Source organism: Aliamphritea ceti, assembly GCF_024347215.1.
Taxonomy (GTDB): Bacteria; Pseudomonadota; Gammaproteobacteria; order Pseudomonadales; family Balneatricaceae; genus Amphritea; species Amphritea ceti.
Map to the genome: position 1 here is coordinate 4386512 of NZ_AP025282.1, position 18883 is coordinate 4405394.

The 18883-nt window shown below is 48.6% G+C and carries 16 protein-coding genes; 12 read left to right on the forward strand and 4 right to left on the reverse strand.

Annotated elements, in window-relative coordinates; all coding sequences use genetic code 11:
• The first annotated feature begins 13 nt into the window (after positions 1-13).
• The 5 genes from xdhA to OCU49_RS19905 all read left to right on the forward strand — a co-directional run bounded on the left by xdhA (position 14) and on the right by OCU49_RS19905 (position 8238).
• Positions 14-1471 (forward strand): xanthine dehydrogenase small subunit, encoded by a 1458-nt coding sequence (gene xdhA, locus OCU49_RS19885; RefSeq protein WP_261842288.1) that lies wholly within the window; start codon positions 14-16, stop codon positions 1469-1471.
• Complete coding sequence (xdhB, locus tag OCU49_RS19890; protein WP_261842289.1) at positions 1464-3887, forward strand: xanthine dehydrogenase molybdopterin binding subunit; 2424 nt, start codon at positions 1464-1466, stop codon at positions 3885-3887. The genes xdhA and xdhB overlap by 8 nt, the downstream gene beginning before the upstream one ends.
• Positions 3877-4746, forward strand: coding sequence for a xanthine dehydrogenase accessory protein XdhC (gene xdhC / locus OCU49_RS19895; RefSeq protein WP_261842290.1), 870 nt, complete (start codon positions 3877-3879; stop codon positions 4744-4746). Before xdhB ends, xdhC begins: the two co-directional genes overlap by 11 nt.
• Positions 4747-4768: 22 nt before the next feature.
• Positions 4769-6073, forward strand: coding sequence for a guanine deaminase (gene guaD, locus OCU49_RS19900; protein WP_261842291.1), 1305 nt, complete (start codon positions 4769-4771; stop codon positions 6071-6073).
• A 245-nt stretch (positions 6074-6318) separates the two neighbouring features.
• A complete protein-coding gene (locus OCU49_RS19905) occupies positions 6319-8238 on the forward strand; it encodes a sensor domain-containing diguanylate cyclase (protein WP_261842292.1) in 1920 nt (639 codons plus the stop codon).
• A 48-nt stretch (positions 8239-8286) separates the two neighbouring features.
• On the opposite strand, the gene OCU49_RS19910 is transcribed toward OCU49_RS19905, so the two are convergent.
• A complete protein-coding gene (locus OCU49_RS19910) occupies positions 8287-9039 on the reverse strand; it encodes a GntR family transcriptional regulator (RefSeq protein WP_261842293.1) in 753 nt (250 codons plus the stop codon).
• A gap of 430 nt (positions 9040-9469) precedes the next feature.
• On the opposite strand from OCU49_RS19910, the gene OCU49_RS19915 reads away from it, so the two are divergent.
• Together OCU49_RS19915 and OCU49_RS19920 are read left to right on the forward strand one after the other, a co-directional pair.
• Positions 9470-10807: an NCS2 family permease gene (locus OCU49_RS19915; RefSeq protein ID WP_261842294.1), complete on the forward strand. Its 1338-nt coding sequence runs from the start codon at positions 9470-9472 to the stop codon at positions 10805-10807.
• A gap of 155 nt (positions 10808-10962) precedes the next feature.
• Positions 10963-11580: a LysE family translocator gene (locus tag OCU49_RS19920; protein ID WP_261842295.1), complete on the forward strand. Its 618-nt coding sequence runs from the start codon at positions 10963-10965 to the stop codon at positions 11578-11580.
• An 81-nt stretch (positions 11581-11661) separates the two neighbouring features.
• On the opposite strand, the gene uraH is transcribed toward OCU49_RS19920, so the two are convergent.
• Positions 11662-12012, reverse strand: a complete 351-nt coding sequence (uraH, locus tag OCU49_RS19925; protein ID WP_261842296.1) for a hydroxyisourate hydrolase — start codon at positions 12010-12012, stop codon at positions 11662-11664.
• Positions 12013-12306: 294 nt separating this feature from the next.
• Here uraH and puuE point away from each other — a divergent pair, with 294 nt between their 5' ends.
• The 5 genes from puuE (at position 12307) to OCU49_RS19950 (ending at position 16699) form a co-directional block, all read left to right on the forward strand.
• Positions 12307-13224 carry an allantoinase PuuE gene (puuE, locus tag OCU49_RS19930; RefSeq protein ID WP_261842297.1) on the forward strand — a complete coding sequence of 306 codons (918 nt, stop codon included), beginning with the start codon at positions 12307-12309 and terminating at the stop codon, positions 13222-13224.
• Positions 13225-13240: 16 nt separating this feature from the next.
• The gene (gene uraD, locus OCU49_RS19935; RefSeq protein ID WP_261842298.1) at positions 13241-13759 is read left to right on the forward strand and encodes a 2-oxo-4-hydroxy-4-carboxy-5-ureidoimidazoline decarboxylase; all 519 of its coding nucleotides are present in this window, start codon (positions 13241-13243) and stop codon (positions 13757-13759) included.
• A gap of 50 nt (positions 13760-13809) precedes the next feature.
• Positions 13810-14796 (forward strand): allantoicase, encoded by a 987-nt coding sequence (gene alc / locus OCU49_RS19940; RefSeq protein ID WP_261842299.1) that lies wholly within the window; start codon positions 13810-13812, stop codon positions 14794-14796.
• A gap of 126 nt (positions 14797-14922) precedes the next feature.
• Positions 14923-15423 carry an ureidoglycolate lyase gene (locus OCU49_RS19945; protein WP_261842300.1) on the forward strand — a complete coding sequence of 167 codons (501 nt, stop codon included), beginning with the start codon at positions 14923-14925 and terminating at the stop codon, positions 15421-15423.
• Between the two features lie 103 nt (positions 15424-15526).
• A complete protein-coding gene (locus OCU49_RS19950; RefSeq protein WP_261845268.1) occupies positions 15527-16699 on the forward strand; it encodes a urate hydroxylase PuuD in 1173 nt (390 codons plus the stop codon).
• 92 nt (positions 16700-16791) lie between these two features.
• On the opposite strand, the gene OCU49_RS19955 is transcribed toward OCU49_RS19950, so the two are convergent.
• Together OCU49_RS19955 and OCU49_RS19960 are read right to left on the reverse strand one after the other, a co-directional pair.
• Positions 16792-17541, reverse strand: a complete 750-nt coding sequence (locus tag OCU49_RS19955; protein ID WP_261842301.1) for a PhnD/SsuA/transferrin family substrate-binding protein — start codon at positions 17539-17541, stop codon at positions 16792-16794.
• Positions 17542-17729: 188 nt separating this feature from the next.
• Complete coding sequence (locus OCU49_RS19960; RefSeq protein WP_261842302.1) at positions 17730-18785, reverse strand: TRAP transporter substrate-binding protein; 1056 nt, start codon at positions 18783-18785, stop codon at positions 17730-17732.
• Positions 18786-18883 lie beyond the last annotated feature (98 nt).

The window sequence follows — 18883 nt, forward strand, 5'->3', positions numbered from 1 at the left end:
AGAGGAGCCTGCCTTGATACAGTTCCTGCTTAACGACGAGCTAAAGTCTGAAGACAATCTCGATCCAAATACTACCGTGCTGAAATACCTGCGCGAACAGCTGGGTAAAACCGGTACCAAAGAAGGCTGCGCCTCCGGAGACTGCGGCGCCTGTACCGTTGTACTAGGTGAGCTGCATGGTGAAGGAATGCGCTATAAAAGCATCAACTCCTGCCTGACATTCGTTTCCGGCTTAAATGGCAAACAGCTAATTACGGTAGAAGACCTGAAGCATGCCGGTGAATTGCACCCGGCTCAACAAGCCATGGTCGACTGCCACGGCTCGCAGTGTGGTTTCTGTACTCCAGGCTTTGTTATGTCGATGTTTGCATTGGGTAAGAATGTTGCTTCTAAAAATGCTTCTGAACCGAGCAAACATGATATTCATGAGGCACTGGCGGGTAACCTCTGTCGCTGCACCGGTTATCGTCCAATCGAGGTCGCCGCTGCCAGTATGGCTGCACAGCCTGATCAGTTTGATCAGCACCAGGCCCGTACGATTCAGCGTTTACAAAACATTGAAGCCCAGCAAACTGAACAGAGAACGGAACTGCAGGGTGCTGGCCGCAAAGCCTTTAACCCACGCTCAGTTAACGAACTTGCTTCTCTGCTAGAAGAACACCCTCAGGCAAAACTGCTGGCAGGTGGTACTGACCTCGCCTTAGAAGTTACCCAGTTTCACCGTGACATAGACACATTGATTTATCTGGGCGAAATATCCGAGCTTCAGAAGATAACTACAACCGATGCGTTTATTGAACTGGGTGCTGGCGCATCATTAACCGACTGCTATACCAGCCTGACAGAAGAGTATCCGGATTTTGGCGCTCTTCTACAGCGCTTTGCTTCGCTGCAAATTCGTAACCAGGGCACGCTGGGCGGCAACATTGGTAATGCCTCTCCGATTGGCGATTCACCACCAGCGTTAATCGCACTGAATGCTCAGGTCGTACTTCGCCATGGCAATAATAGCCGTACCTTGCCACTGGAAGACTATTTCCTAAGTTACAAAGTAACGGTGCAGCAACCGGGTGAATTTATCGAAAAAGTTCTTGTACCCCGGGCTCAGGAAAACCAGGAATTCCGTAGCTATAAAATATCTAAACGACTGGATGACGATATATCAGCAGTGCTCGGCTGCTTTAACCTGAAAATTGAAAATAATGTCATCACGGAAGCACGGGTTGCTTTTGGCGGCATGGCTGCAATACCCATGCGCGCCAAACAGTGCGAGCAGGTTTTACAGGGTGGCAACTGGAATAAACAAACCATCAGCCTTGCCAAAGCTGCCCTACTGGAAGATTTCCAGCCTATCTCCGATTTCCGGGCCTCTAAGGAATACCGCCTGCTCACCGCTGCAAACATGCTCACCCGCCTGTTTGTTGAACTTGAATCCCCTGCTGTTGAAACCCGGGTAACTGCTTATGTCTAATCACAATCATCAGACTCTTTCTCAGGAAGAAATGCTACAGCAGGCTAAACAGAACCTGACCACAGGTGTTGGCCGCAGTGTTAAACATGAAAGTGCTGCCAAGCAGGTGACCAGTGAAGCGATATATATCGACGACCGGTTGGAGTTTCCAAACCAGCTACATGTATATGCCCGTCTTTCTGACGTTGCCCACGCGCGGATTACCAAAATTGATGTCAGCCCTTGCTACGACATTCCCGGGGTTACCATTGCCATTACCGCAGCCGATGTACCCGGGCAACTGGATATTGGTCCGGTACTTCCCGGTGATCCGTTACTGGCGCAAGACACTATCGAATTCTATGGCCAGCCATTACTGGCAGTAGGTGCCTGCGATCTGGAAACAGCCCGTAAAGCCGCCATGGCAGCGATAGTTGAATATGAGACGCTGGATGCCGTGCTTTGTGTTGAAGAAGCACTGGAAAAAGAATTCTACGTTAGCGAACCCCACCAGCATAAGCGCGGCGACTCCGCTACCGCACTCAGTAAAGCTAAGCACACACTCGAAGGTTCCGTGCACATAGGCGGCCAGGAGCACTTTTATCTGGAGACTCAGGTATCTTCTGTTATACCAACAGAAGATGGCGGCATGATCGTTTATACCTCCACCCAGAACCCGACTGAGGTACAGAAACTGGTTGCTAAAGTACTCAACGTACCTTTCAACCAGATACAGATTGATATGCGCCGTATGGGCGGTGGTTTCGGCGGAAAAGAAACCCAGGCCGCAGGCCCTGCCTGTATAGCTGCAGTCATTGCCAAGCTGACTGGCCGCCCGGCTAAAATGCGCCTGCCTCGCATGGAAGACATGCTGATGACCGGTAAACGGCATCCATTCTTTAACCAGTACCAGGTTGGCTACGATGATAATGGCCGCATCCAGGGCTATGAAATGCAGCTGGCAGGTAACTGTGGTTATTCTCCTGACCTGTCTAATTCCATTGTCGACCGGGCGATGTTCCACAGCGATAACGGCTATTACCTGGGCGACGCGACTATCACCGGTTACCGCTGTAAAACCCATACAGCATCAAACACCGCCTACCGGGGGTTTGGTGGGCCACAAGGCCTGATCATGCCGGAAATAGTGCTGGATGAGATCGCCCGTAATCTGGGTAAAGATCCATTAGAGATCCGCAAGCTGAATTTATATGGCGAAGAAAGCCGTAACGTCACCCACTATTACCAAACGGTGGAAGACAATCAGTTACCGGAAATGCTGGCAGACTTGGAAACCAGTAGCGATTATCAACAGCGTCGTAAAGAGATCCGTGAATACAACGCTGACAGCCCGATCCTGAAAAAAGGCCTGGCACTGACACCGGTGAAGTTCGGTATCTCTTTTACAGCTACCTTTCTGAACCAGGCTGGCGCGCTGATTCATATTTATACCGACGGCAGTATTCACCTGAACCACGGTGGTACTGAAATGGGTCAGGGCCTGAACACTAAAGTGGCTCAGATAGTCGCGGAAGAATTTCAGGTAGATTTCGACAGCATTCACATCAGTGCGACGAATACCGATAAAGTGCCGAATACGTCACCAACAGCAGCATCATCAGGCGCAGACCTGAACGGTAAAGCCGCTCAGAACGCAGCTCAGACAATCAAGCAACGGTTAGTCGAGTTTGCTGCACGTCATTATGATGTGACTGAAGAGGATGTCAGCTTTAAAAATAATCTGGTGCAAATTCGCGATACGCTGGTGCCGTTTGCTGAGTTTATCCAGCTGGCATATTTCAATCAGATATCGCTCTCGAGTACTGGCTTCTATCGCACGCCGAAGATTTTCTATGACAGAGATAAAGCCCGCGGCCGCCCTTTCTATTACTTCGCATACGGCGCGGCCTGCACTGAAGTAGTTATCGACACGCTTACCGGAGAATACAAAATCCTGCGGGCAGATATTCTTCATGATGTTGGCGCATCCCTGAATCCGGCAATCGACATCGGTCAGGTTGAAGGTGCTTACGTCCAGGGTGCGGGTTGGCTAACCACTGAAGAACTGGTATGGAATGATCAGGGTCGGCTGATGACCTCTGGACCAGCCAGCTATAAGATTCCGGCCATCGCGGACGCACCGGTAGACTTTAGGGTCAAACTGGTGGAAAACCGTAAAAACCAGGAAGACACGGTATTCCATTCTAAAGCAGTCGGTGAACCGCCATTTATGCTGGGCATCTCAGTGTTTTGTGCCATTAAAGATGCTATTGCCAGCCTGGCTGACTACAGCATCAGCCCAAAACTGGATGCACCGGCTACCCCTGAGCGGGTGCTCTGGTCAGTACAGGCTACTCAGAATCAATACCAGGCGAATGTAAACAACACAGAGTCGAGCTCTAAACAGCCGGCAAGTGAGCATATATATGAGTCATAAATGGATTCACGCCCTCGCCGAACTGGATAGCCAGGGCACTGCAGGCATTCTGATTACCGTCATAGAAGAACGCGGTTCCACACCCCGTAATGCCGGTGCAAAAATGGTCGTCACCACTGATGCTCAGTTCGACACTATTGGCGGCGGCCATCTGGAATATAAAGTCATAAAGCTGGCCCGACAAATGCTGGAAGACAATCAGCATGAGCCACGTCTGGAGCGTTTCTCCCTCGGTGCCAGCCTCGGTCAGTGCTGTGGCGGCGCTACCACGGTTTTACTCGAACCTATGGGCACCGACGTAAAAGAAATAGCCGTATTCGGTGCCGGACATGTTGGCCAGGCACTGATCCCGGTACTTGCCAGCCTGCCCTGTCGGGTCCGGTGGATTGATGCCCGGGAAGACATCTTTCCGGAACACATTCCTCAGGGTGTGGAGAAAATTGTTAACGAATTTCCGGTGGACGAAGTCGAAGAACTGCCGGCTAACAGTTACTTCATCGTCATGACCCACAACCATCAGCTGGATCAGGAAATCAGCGAGAAAATTCTCACCAGAAATGACTTCAGCTATTTCGGCTTAATCGGCTCAGCCACTAAGCGTAAAAAATTCGAACACCGTTTGACGGCAAAAGGCTTTACCCCCGAACAACTAACTAAAATGACCTGCCCAATGGGCATCCCAGAAGTAAAAGGTAAATTGCCGGCAGAAATAGCCATTTCAGTTGCAGCAGAATTCATCGCCCTATATAACCGGAATTTCGGCAAAGGGACGAACGCGAACGACGCAGGGAAAATAGATACAGCAGCTAAAGCAAATACACTTCAATCCAATAAAGTCGTCAGCCGCCTGGCAGTCTGATTATAAAGAGTAGAGACAAAACATGACTACAAACAGCCATGCGTATCGCGCTGCCCTGATCCACAGTATCGCAGACCCTGCCAAAGTTGGCATTGAAGCCTCCTACGAATACTTTGACGACGGCCTGCTAATTGTTACCAACGGCAAAGTACAGGCTGCAGGCGACGCTGAGACACTACTGGCAGAGCTATCACCTGACACCCCCGTGACTCAGTATGAAAACGCCTTACTGTGCCCGGGCTTTATCGACACGCATATCCATTATCCACAAACCGGTATGATCGCTTCTTACGGCGAACAACTACTGGACTGGCTGAACAATTATACTTTTCCGACTGAGCAGCATTTCAGCGACGCTGAACACGCCAGCGAAGTCGCTAATATCTTTCTCAATGAACTGACCCGCAACGGCACCACCACCGCTCTGGTATTCGGCACTGTGCACCCTGAATCGGTTGATGCTTTCTTTACTGAAGCAGAACAACGCAACCTGCGGATGATCGCCGGTAAAGTTATGATGGATCGCAACGCGCCGGACTACTTAACCGACACTCCTCAGTCCAGCTATGAAGACAGCAAAGCACTGATCGAACGCTGGCACGGCAAAGGCCGCCTGCATTATGCAGTCACACCACGCTTTGCTCCGACCAGCAGTGATGAACAGCTGACCATGGCCGGCCAGCTGCTGAAAGAATATCCGGATCTGTACATGCACACACACCTGTCTGAAAACAAACAGGAAATTGAGTGGGTGAAAGAATTATTCCCGGAACAGAGTGGTTATCTGGACGTCTACGACCACCACGAACTGCTCGGCAAACGTTCTGTCTTTGCCCACGGTGTACACTTGTGCGACAGTGAATGTAAGCGACTGGCGGAAACTGAATCAGCTCTGGCATTCTGTCCAACATCCAACCTGTTTCTGGGCAGTGGATTATTTGATCTGCCAAAAATGGAAGCTGAAAAAGTTAAAGTAGGATTAGGCACGGATGTCGGCGGCGGCACCAGCTTCTCTATTCTGCAAACGCTTAATGAAGCTTATAAAATCATGCAGTTACAGGGCCATAAACTGAACCCGTTTAAGTCGCTGTATCTGGCTACTTTAGGCGGTGCTGAAGCGCTTTGTCTGGAAGATAAAATCGGCAGTTTTGCCAAAGGTAATGAAGCTGATTTTGTCGTACTGGATTATCATGCAACACCGTTAATGGAATACCGGATGCAACAGGCTAAAACCATTGAAGAACGTCTGTTCGTTCTGATGATGCTCGGTGATGACCGTGCCATTCGCGAAACCTTCGCAATGGGCGCCTCTGTGTTCCAACGCTAATATCCGAATCACCAAAACTGCTGATAGCTCAGTTATCAGCAGTTAGTTTCCTCTCCCTGTATTCCTCCCGGCAAAATATTCTGATTGCGCCAAAATGTGAAGAAAAAACGAAGTTCACCATAATGTCACCCTATTCTCTCGACTCTTCTGGAAAGATTCAGCACACTTCACATAAATAGCGTGCTACAACCGCAGGATTAGAGCCGCTAACTTTCTTACGGGTCGTTCTCAGCCAGGATCATATTATGACAACAGCTGAATATTACATGGAGTCTCGCTACCCGCAGACCAGCCACCAGCAAGCACTCTGCTCGCGCGGGTTTATGCTTGCCCTGCTGATATTAATAATCCTTACCAACAAAGCTCTGGCTGACACTACCGACACAAAACATTTCCATCTACAGTCTGATATGTCTGGCCAGGTGATGACACCTTTTATGCAGGTGTTAGAAGACCCTGATAGCGGTCTCAGCTTTGCTGAAGTCCTGCAACCTTACTGGCAAAACAAATTCACTCCTATTCGCAACGAGCAAACGGCACATGGTGTTTCCAGCTCTGCCTGGTGGATTCGCATACAGGTCGCGAATGACACCCCCGAAAAGATAAACTGGGTCGTTGAAGCCCTGCATAATATTACCGATTACATCGATGTTTATGAGATTGATGCTAAAGGCAATGTCAGTGCACAACAGCTGGGCGACCATCGTCCGTACGCCATTAATAACTTACCCAGCGAAGCTTTTTCCTTCCCACTGAGCACTCCTGCAGGAGAACACAGTACCCTCTATCTGCGCTTTAACTTTGAATACGCAGGGGTTGTTAACCTCTACCTTGAGGCTTCTACCCCCGAGGCTTATGTACAAAAGCAGCATATTCAGGGCATCTGGCTGGGGATTTTTCTTGGCGCAGCTGTACTGGTCATCATTTATACACTGTTCCTGATGCTATCCATTCGGGAGAAGCCTTACTTCTGGTATTTACTCTACGCCTGCTCAGCATTGGTAATGTATCTCGCACTGACAGGGCTGGGTTACCGCTATCTATGGGGATTCACGCCAGCACTGGCTGATGCAATTCCACACATAGCCATCGTGGCGTTTTACAGTCTGGCCATTCAGTTCTCCCGGAGCTTTCTGGATACAGAAACCCGGGCACCCCAACTGGATCTGTTGCTGCTGTTCTTACTGGGCATAACTGCTTTCAGCGGCATTTTACTGCTTATTAACGTTCGTGAAATTGCACTTAACCTGCTGATGCTTACCGGTATTGCGCTGGGGCTTTTTCCCGCGATTGGTATGTATCTGTGGAGTAAAGGTCATCATCAGGCACGGGGCTATACATTGGCCTGGAGTATCTGGTCACTCACTGTAATCTGCAGCATTTTGCGCTTTCAGGGCATTATTCCCACCAGCAATTTCGCCATTAGTGCGACCCGTTTTGGTATGATTCTCGAGACTATTTTACTGGCATTCGCGCTGGTTGACCGGGTCAATATTTTACGAAAAGAAAAGCTTGCGGCTGAAAACCGCGAAAGAATCGCTGCCCAGCAAGCGACAGATCAACTGGAAACGAAAGTGAGGGAACGCACACTGGAGCTGGAGCTGGCACGACAACATGCCGAAAATCTGGCCAGCCTGGACTCACTATCAGGCTTGCTCAACCGCCGGGCATTCTTTCAACAGGGCAATGTAGAAGTACACCGTGCGCATCGCTATTCACAGCAACTGACGGTGATGATGCTGGATATTGACCACTTCAAAGGTATTAATGATCAGTACGGCCATGCGACAGGGGATCGGGTCATCAGTACGGTTGCCGATATTCTCAATAAAATACTCAGAGAATCCGATGTTAAAGCCCGGATTGGCGGAGAAGAATTTGCGGTAGTACTGGTACAAACACCACGTAACAAAGCTCTGCACCTTGCAGAACGTATCCGTGAAGAAATACAGCAAACTCAGATTATTAACCAGGATGTTTCTGTAAACATCACCGCCAGTTTTGGTATTGCAGAGCTCAGTACCGATGTCAGCCCCAGCACTTCGCTGGACCAGTTACTTGCCCGTGCAGACAAAGCGCTGTACTGGGGTAAAAATAACGGCCGTAACAGAGTGACAGGGTACATAGCTGAAACAACTCCGGAAGCAGAAGCCGAACCTGGCTAACTGTTACAGAGGCTGAGACTTAGGCCGAAGAGCTGACCCAATTTAAAACTATTTACCGCTCACCACACCGGCAAATATTGCCCTTAAGTCATCTGACGACACTTCATCATCCAACTTAAGTTTATTCTCAATATGATCCAGGTGATGCTGCATCAGTTGCAGTGCCAATGGCTTGTTACGCTGAAGAATCGCATCCAGAAGTTCGAAATGCTCGTCATAGGAGCAGTGGGATTTAGAACCGCTTTCATACTGTGCAATGATCAGTGAACACTGCGATACCAGACTACGCTGAAAGCTTAGCAAAGGTGGATTATCGGCCATTTCAGCCAGTTGCAGGTGAAATTCACCTGACAAACGAATACCTGCACCACGGTCGCCCTTATCGAAACATGCCTGCTCTTCCAAAACCAACTGTTTGAGTGCATCAACCTGAGCATCCAGCGCGTTATCCACAACCAGTTCAGTGATTGCTTTTTCAACAACACGGCGGGCAAACACAATCTGCCGGGCTTCTTCAATACTCGGACAAGCGACAATTGCACCTTTATTTGGCCGCAAATTGACTACTTGCTCATGACCTAAACGGGATAATGCACGGCGCACAATCGTCCGGCTGACACCAAAAATTTCGCCCAGTGATTCTTCATTCAGCTTTGTTCCAGGTGCCAGTCTTTGCTCAAGAATGGCATCAAAGATATGCGCATAAACAATCTCATCCTGAGTTTTTCCTGCTTTCCGGGATTTTTTTACCGAACTTTTTACGGAATTTCCCGCTGAGTCTTGTGTTGAAATCTGAGTCATAAAATCTGCTATATCCGGACCAAAAACTGAAAACAATTGCTGTCTGATTAACCGCTCCGAAATACATAAACCAACGGAGAAAATACCAATGCATATTTGGCCAATCAGATTTATCGCTTAGCTTTCAAACAATTAACAAGGCCTAAAATAAGCCTGTTACAACCTCTGTGCCAGTGAAAAATAGTACACAAAAGCGACTGAACTGTACACACACATGGCTGCTCAGGATCAATGCTTCGGCGCAAATATCACCACTGCAAAACAGAAGATTTCAGCAAGTGAAAAAGAAAAACCTGACCCGAGAGTTGATTTTTTTGTATACAATCTTACTATTGAATTCAGTACATAAGTTGTACCGCATGCCAAGTTGCTGCACAACGAGCGCCATTTATAAAAATAACTAGTGGCTCTCTAACCTGAGGAGTAAGTTGTGGAAAATATTCAGCAAGACCAGCAAACATTGAGAGAAGAACGCGGATTTATCGATCGCTACTTTAGGCTCAGTGAACATAAAACTAATATTAAAACTGAGCTTATTGCCGGTTTAACTACCTTCGTCACCATGGGTTACATCATCTTTGTTAACCCAAATATCATGTCTGATGCAGGCATGGATCACGGTGCTGTTTTCGTCGCAACCTGTATCGGTGCTGCGATCGCCTGTTTCCTGATGGGCCTTTACGCTAACTGGCCTGTAGGCCTTGCCCCCGGGATGGGTTTAAACGCTTTCTTTACCTATACCGTCGTCGCCGAAATGGGCTATGAATGGCAGGTAGCACTGGGCGCGGTATTTATTTCCGGCATTCTGTTCGTCATCATGAGTTTTTATAAAATTCGTGAATGGCTACTCAATAGTATTCCTACCAGCCTGAAATTCGCGATGACCGCCGGTGTAGGTTTATTCCTTGGCCTGATCGGTCTGAAAACCGCAGGTATCGTGGTCGACAATCCGGCGACTCTGTTGTCGATGGGTACTTTCCTGGAACCATCTACCTTACTGGCAGCAGTTTGCTTCCTGATGATCTCAATACTCGCCTACCATAACATCTTCGGTGCAGTGCTAATCAGTATCCTGGCAGTTACCGGTATAGGTTTGAGCATGGACCTGGTGCAATACAACGGTGTTTTCTCCGCGCCACCAAGCATCGCACCAACACTGCTGGCCCTGGATATAATGGGTGCGCTGAATATCAGTATGGTCAGCATCATTCTTGCCTTCCTGTTCGTTAATATGTTCGACACCGCCGGTACCCTGATGGGCGTGGCAACGAAAGCAAAATTAATCCGCAAAGACGGCTACATTGAAAATCTCAGTAAAGCGTTAAAAGCAGACAGTAGCTCCAGTGCAATTGGCGCCCTGTTCGGTTGCCCACCAGTAACTAGTTATGTGGAAAGTGCGTCCGGTGTTGCTGCCGGTGGCCGTACCGGTCTGACAGCTATCACAGTAGGTATGTTATTCCTGGCGGCAATGTTCCTGGCGCCTCTGGCGGGTATGATTCCAGCTTACGCAACTGCCGGTGCACTGATCTATGTCGCCATGCTGATGATGACCGGCATGAAGCAGATCAACTGGGATGACACTACTGATGCAATCCCGGCAATTGTCACCGTTATTATGATGCCGCTGACCTTCTCTATTGCGAACGGTATTGCGATGGGTTTCATTACCTATACCGCCATGAAGCTGTTTACCGGTCGCCGTGATGAAATTTCACTAAGCATCTATGTACTGACAGCTATCTTTATCAGTAAATTTATATTCCTTTAATAACAGATACTCCGTCAGTGGGTGCGCCACTGTACGGAGTTGTGCCCTCTGTTATTATACGAATGGCCCGTGGCCGAAACCCTTGCCTTCCCCCGTGGAAGGCTTTTTTCGTTACTGCTTAATCTTATTTATTATCCCGGACAGGAATAGCTCTGATGAACATCGAAACCTGGTTACTGTTTTGCTCTGCTTCCATGTTAGTAATTCTGGTCCCGGGACCTCTGTCCCTGCTGATGGTTGCGAACAGTATAAATTACGGACTGTTACGTAGCGCACCAGCCTTTGCCGGCGGCGTGAGCGCTTCCTTAATTCTGCTTACCGCATCGGCAACCGGCTTAGGCGCGCTGTTGCTCGCCTCTGAAAGCCTGTTTAGCGCCATTCGTTATGCCGGCGCAGCTTATCTTATTTACCTCGGCTATCAGGCCTGGCTTAGTGCCAGACGGGCAGAATCTGCCGGCAGTCTGAACAGTTCTCAACCCGGTTTTTCCAGCATGTTCTGGCGGGCATTCAGTCTGGGTATCAGTAACCCAAAGGACATTCTGTTCTTTGTTGCATTTCTGCCGCAGTTTATCGATCCGGCCAGTGCCTTTTTACCGCAACTGATCACTATGATACTCAGCTGGTGCGTTCTGGATCTGGTCTGCAAGCTGTTTTATGGTGGCGGCGCACAACTGCTCGCACCCTGGTTACAAAAAAGCCGTGGCATACAAATATTCAACCGTATCAGTGCCGGTATATTTGTTACTGCCGGTGGTGCTGTTTTGTTGAAATAGATACTGAAATAAAGACACAAAAAACCGGCTCAGTGAGCCGGTTTCTGATACGTATAAATTAAAAGCTAATAATTAACAGGCTTAACTGCCCCGATAGGTTGAGTAGCTATACGGCGAGATCAACAGCGGCACATGATAATGCTCGTCTTCATCCGCAATACCAAAGCGTAACACCACTTCATCCAGAAATGCCGGCTCCGGTAACGTCAGTCCTTTACCCCGATAATAATCACCTACCCGAAACACCAGCTCATAAACGCCGGCAACAAAATCATCGCCCTCTAATATCGGGCTGTCGCAACGGCCATCATCATTAGTGCGGCGCTCAGCCAGCAACTGCCGCTCACCGTCGACCCGATAAAGAGTCACTGGAATATCATGACCCGGACAACCATGTGCAGAGTCCAGTACGTGGGTTGTTAAGTAGCCCATCAAGAGTACCTCCTGTTAAATACGTCAGATACGGATATAACTCCGCGCTTACTAAGTCGTTACTGAATAGCTAAACTATAATGCTTTTGAAACAAAAATAAACCAGCTTTGTATACAATCAAATTCATTTACGGTCTAATCAACTGTTTTATAAGCAGTTTATTACTCGTTTCAAATAATGAAAAGCAAAGGGATCATATACCTTTGCATATAAAACCATAAATTGTATACAATGATTTCATTCTGACCTTCAGGTCAACTTGTTATCTAGTTTAATATAGAAGGAATGTCACCGTGAATCATGCATATCCCCGAGATCTGATCGGTTACGGTAATACCCCTCCTGATCCGCAATGGCCAGGTCAGGCGCGCATCGCCGTATCCTTTGTCCTTAATTATGAAGAAGGTGGCGAACGCTGCATTCTTCACGGTGATAATGAATCCGAAGCTTTTCTGTCGGAAATTCCTGGCGCAGTGCCGTTTCCGGAAGCACGCCACATGAGTATGGAATCGGTCTATGAATACGGCAGCCGCGCAGGTGTCTGGCGGATTCTGAAACTGTTCGCGAAACATAAGATACCACTGACAGTTTTCGCCGTGGCAATGGCCGCGCAGCGCTACCCGGAAGTTATTCAGACAATGCATCAGGCCGGCCATGAAATCTGCAGCCACGCTTATCGCTGGATCGATTACCAAAAACTCAGCAAGGAAGAAGAGCAGGAGCACCTGTATAAGGCAATTAATATCCTGCAGGACATTACTGGCCAGCGTCCATTAGGTTGGTATACCGGTCGTAACAGCCCTAATACCCGCGACATCGTTATGCAGGAAGGCGGCTTTCTTTACGACAGCGATGCCTACGATGATGATCTGCCATACTGGGTCAATAATCAGGGTAAAGGCCATCTGGTCATTCCATACACTCTGGACAGCAATGACATGCGCTTTGCTACCCAACAGGGATTCAACAGCGGAGAACAGTTCTTTCAGTATCTGAAAGACAGCTTTGACAGCCTTTACGAAGAAGGTGCTGAAGCACCTAAAATGCTGTCTATCGGCCTGCACTGCCGGCTGATTGGCCGCCCGGGCCGAATCGCTGCTCTGCGCCGCTTTATTGAATATGCCCAGTCCCATGAGCAGGTCTGGTTTGCCCGTCGCGTCGATATTGCCCGCCACTGGCATGTTACTCACCCTTTTCAGGCTAACACTTAAACGGAAGCGATCTGTCATGACTCAGCAATTTCAACACTGCAACCCGAGCCAAATGGACCGTGCTACTTTTGTCAGCACCTTTGCTGATATTTATGAACACTCTCCCTGGGTGGCAGAACAAACATTTGATCAGGGGTTACCAGCAAATGCTGCCAGCGTAGAGCCACTGCAGCAGCAGATGGCCAGCGTGCTGTTATCCGCCAGCCAGGAAGCTCAGCTGGCGCTGATCAACGCTCACCCGGATTTAGCAGGCAAGGCAGCTGTTGCCGGTGAATTAACAGAATGTTCGACCTCAGAGCAAGCCGGTGCCGGTATTAACGAGTGTACCGCAGAAGAATTTAAGCGCTTTACCGAGCTCAATGATGCTTACAAGGCCCGTTTCAATTTCCCGTTCATCATGGCGGTAAAAGGCAGTAACCGGCACGAAATTCTGGCGGCTTTCGAAACCCGCATACATAACTCGCCGGACACTGAATTTGCCCGTGCGCTCGAAGAAATTAACAGGATAGCTCTGTTCCGCCTTAGCGCTATGTAATAAGGCAGACCAACACCACAGAGCAAATACTCTAAGCAGGATAATAAATAATGAGCAAAGAATTTTTAAAATACATCAATCTGGCGGACGCCCGCCTCGGCACTAAAGCTGTATTTGTCACCGATGACTGGTTTGCTGATGTAAATCGTATGTTTCAGCCAGAAGCAGCGGTCTGGAAAGAAGGTGTATTTGACGATAACGGCAAATGGATGGATGGCTGGGAATCTCGCCGTAAGCGCTTTGAAGGCTATGATTTCACCGTTATTCGCTTAGGTGTGCCAGGCGTTATTAAAGGTGTAGACATTGATACCTGCCATTTTACCGGTAACTTCCCACCATCAGCGTCACTGGAAGCCTGCTTCTGCCCGGAAGGCGATCCGGGTGAAGATCAGCAATGGGAGGAAATTCTGTCAGCAGTTAGCTTGCAGGGTAACAGCCAGCACCTTCACGATATTAATGATGACCGTGCGTGGACTCATTTACGTTTTAACATCTATCCGGATGGCGGCGTTGCCCGTTTACGAGTATACGGAATTCCGCACCGTGACTGGTCCGCTCAGAGCAGCGAAGAACAGGTTGATCTGGTGTCATCATTAAACGGTGGTCGCGCCCTCGCCTGTAGTGATGAGCACTTCGGCACCATGAGTAATATTCTCAACCCAGGCCGTGGCGTGAACATGGGAGATGGCTGGGAAACCGCCCGTCGCCGTACCCCGGGTAATGACTGGGTCATTGTTGCACTTGGCCACCCGGGTGAAATCGAGCGAATTGTTGTCGACACCCTGCATTTTAAAGGGAACTACCCGGACAGCTGTTCAATTCAGGCGGCCTATGTAAAAGGTGGCACCGATGAGCAAATTGAAACCCAGAGTTTATTCTGGAAAGAACTGCTGCCATCACAAAAACTGGAAATGCATCAGGAACATGAATTCGCAGAACAGATAACAGCGCTGGGCCCAATTACCCATGTACGCCTGAACATCTTCCCGGATGGTGGCGTTAGTCGGTTACGTTTATTCGGTAAAGTCGCCAAGTAATATCTGGCGAACATAGCGACAAAAAGAGTACCAACGACAAGATTGCCAGGTGGAAAATGCTGCTCCCATCCTGGCAAACCAAGCCCGCCCAAAAATTATTGAAGTGGCGGCAACCATGAGGTGATTATGTTAACACTGAAGCCACAACCCTTAACCGCCGAAGCTTTTGCACCTTTCGGTGATGTCATAGAAACCCGTGACCGGGATTTCTTTATGATCAATAAGGGCAATACCCAGCGCTATCACCGTCTCGCGGATGTCAGTCTGGGCAAAGCAGAAGATACGGCGATTATCAGCATTTTCAAAACCCATGCTTATACGATGCCAATGCCAATCAGTATGTTGGAGCGCCACCCACTGGGTAGCCAGGCATTTATTCCTCTTAACGGTGAGCCGTTTCTGATTGTAGTAGCGCCTTTGGGCGAAACGCCTGATGTCAGCAAAATTCAGGCATTCATCAGTGACGGGCAGCAAGGTATTAACTATCACACAGGTGTCTGGCACCACCCGGTAATCAGCTGCGCAGCTGAAGACAGCTTTCTGGTCATAGACCGTACCGGTGAAGGTCATAACTGCGACGAATACGATTTTCCGGCAGAAATTAGCATCCAGCTGCTACCCGCCTGATGCAGCTGCTACAAACGGTTACTTCGGTTAACCGGAACGGAAATAAATAATAAAAATATTGGCAGGTTGAGAAATACCTGCAACTTAAGATGAGGAGTTAATGATGGATCCCCATATTGTTGAGTGGTTAAACCTGGCGGTTCGCTGGGTACATATGATCACCGGCGTTGCCTGGATAGGTGCGTCCTTTTATTTTGTCTGGCTGGAGAACCATCTGGAACGCAGTAATCCCCGCGAAGGATTATCTGGCGATCTCTGGGCGATTCATGGCGGCGGGATTTATCATCTGGAAAAATACAAACTTGCACCACCACAAATGCCGGAGAAACTTCACTGGTTTAAGTGGGAAGCCTACGCAACCTGGTTATCAGGTGTCACTCTGCTGGCCGTGGTTTACTACCTTAACGCTCAGTTATATCTGGTTGCACCAGGCTCAGACTTAAGCTCTGCTGCTGCTATTGGCATCGGTGTTGCCAGCCTGATTGCCGGTTGGTTTATCTACGACCTGCTATGCGACTCACCACTGGGTAAGAAACCTGCACTGCTCGGCGCAATACTCTTTGTGTTACTGATTGCCGCAGCCTGGGGACTTTCACAGATATTCAGCGGCCGTGGCGCTTTCATTCATGTCGGCGCGATCATAGGTACAATCATGGTCGGTAACGTATTCCGCACTATTATGCCGGCGCAGCGGGCGCTGGTAAGTGCGATAGAAGCCGGACAGCAGCCAGATCCGTCTTTGCCAGCAAAAGGCTTACTGCGTTCACGCCATAACAACTACTTCACGTTGCCGGTACTGTTCATCATGATCAGTAACCACTTCCCAAGCACTTATGGCCACGAATATAACTGGTTAATTCTTGCTGGCATTGCAGCAATCAGCGTACTGGTACGCCATTACTTCAACACCCGCCACCTGACGCAAAAGTTTGCCTGGACCTTACCGGCTGGCGCGCTCGGTATGATCTGTCTGGCATTTGTTGTTGCCCCTAAACAGAACCAACAGGACAGCGCTAATGTCAGCGCACAGGTGGTGCATGAAATCATCAGCGAACGCTGCAGTGTCTGCCACTCAAACACGCCAAGCTACCCGGGCTTTACCAGTCCACCAGCAGGTTTTGTATTAGATACTATTGAACAGATTTCACAGAAGTCGGCACAGATAACTGCTCAGGCAATAACCACTAAAGCAATGCCACTGGGGAATATTACCCAGATGACCCAGGCAGAAAGAGATCAGATTGCCGCATGGATCAGTGCCGGCAAACCTGAGTAACAGCGTTTAAACCAGAAGGCGATAGCCAACTTATGGTGCTTCTTAACAGAAGCACCTTTTTTTTCGCTTCAGATAACCTATCTAAAACAGCTTTATTCATACGCAGTAAAACCCTGCAGCCAGCCGGGGAAAATCTTTAACAACTTCTTCCTGCTACGTGACCCATCAGACAAACCAAGAAATGCATTACGGCAGGCCGAAAACGTAGCCGGTGATAAATCCCGGCTCCACAAACCTCCAGCCTCAACCGACTCACTCTCTCCCAACACGAGTAAATCATTTGCCAGACGCCACTTTTCTGCCAGAGGAGTCGCAATCACTGCTGCAAAAACATCTTTATGTAGCAGCAAAGACATTGCGCCAACGTTAGTTCGGGTAAAGGTAATTCTGTCTCGATTGTGTTCAACACCATGCTTCAGAAACATATCCTGAGCGAGCTGATATCCGGTTATAGAATAAGGGGATAAAAATGCTATACGTACATCATGTAGTGCCTTCAGATCAGGTACTGCTGTAGAGCCTCGCACCAGCACACTGCTTGAAAGAGCTAAATCGTTAAGTACCTTAACCTTTAACAACGGCTGGTATGATGTGCCAAAGTCATGCTCTAACGCGGTAAAAACGAGCTCGGCAGTCAATGGTTCAGGAAATTCTGCTGCCGTTTTAACTGCTGATACCGGGCAACCATTGCTATTCAGATAATGGCTAAAATCATTCAGCCGACGGCCGGATATTGCCCCACCTTCTGCGGAGTTAATAAACAGGGTCAGAGGCTCCGCAGCAGATACTTCAACAGAAAGACTACTCAGGCACGCCAACAGACAAAGCACAGCTTTACTCATAACATTCACCGTAATCTACAACGCTAAGATTTAACCGAAATATTATGCGAACCGGACTTTTCCACCTATGCGCCAGATCAGGCAAAATCTTTTTGATGCTACTTATTAAGTGAACCTGGATTAATGCCACTGATTTAGCGGTCACATATACCGCCAGAGAATTATCATTCAGAACCAAACGATATAGTTTATTGACGGCTGGCTTCAGCCCTCAGACCCAGGATTTTTCCAACGGTACGGTTCCAGTTTGCGGCACATTCAGGCCCGCATCTGCCGGCCCAGCGAGGCAAAATAACATCCGCAGCAACCTTATCCCGAATTATCAGATCTGATGCTGCAGGCTCAGCCAGTGTCATGCCGCCAACCTCACCCAGCTCACAGGGACCTGTGGATAAACACGCCAGTGCTATCGCGTCTTCTGTTGCAGTTTCCTGCCACATACGCTCGGTCAGTGTGGCAACTTCCTGTTGAAGCAGAGCTTTTTGAGGCTCACTCAGCAAATTCCATTTAGCTATATTCATTGCGCCAAAGGCTAAGCCCCACCCAACCCGTAACGTAAAACCATGCGAGGCAACTTTATATAGCTCACCGGTATAGGCCGACATAGTGCCGGTTATAACACAGTCGAAAACACCTTTTTTCATTGCCTCAGAAACATCATGAAAAGGGGCACTGACCGGAATTGCGCCTACCCCTTCAACGAAGTCCCCAAGGGTCGTTAAATACACCCGAATACGTTTACCACGCAGGTCTTCAATACTGTTAACCGGGCTGTTGCACCAGATCATCTGACTGGGAAAGGGATATAGCATCATCAGCTTAGCATTGTATTTTTCTTCAAAAGCACGCGCCAGTGTTGGAAAATAAGCATTCGCAACCTGCTTTTGAACGGCAATATTCTGCACCAATGATGACAAATCAGCCCCTTCAAAAATCTCACTTTCAGGCACTACATAACCAGGTAAACCAAACGCGAAATCAAACACCCCATTCTTCACCAGACGCATGATTTCATAACCCCGCAACCCCAGCTCTGTTTGCGGTTTTATTTCACCAATTATCTGGCCATCAGATACGGAAGCCATATGCTGATTCCAAAACGGCCCTTCATGCTTCTGGTAATTCGTAAAATATCCCCAGGTACCAACCGCTTTAATGATGATAGTGTCATTAGCCAGCAACTGGCTACAAAACAACCAGCCTGCCAGCAACGGTATAACAAGATATTTTTTACTCAGTTTCATAGCAGTAACGGCCCTTTATACTCACGGTAACTCTGGATAATGCCGGGCTCAGTCAGATATCCCGGCTTATCCAGAGTAGCTATTATCAAGTCAGTTAG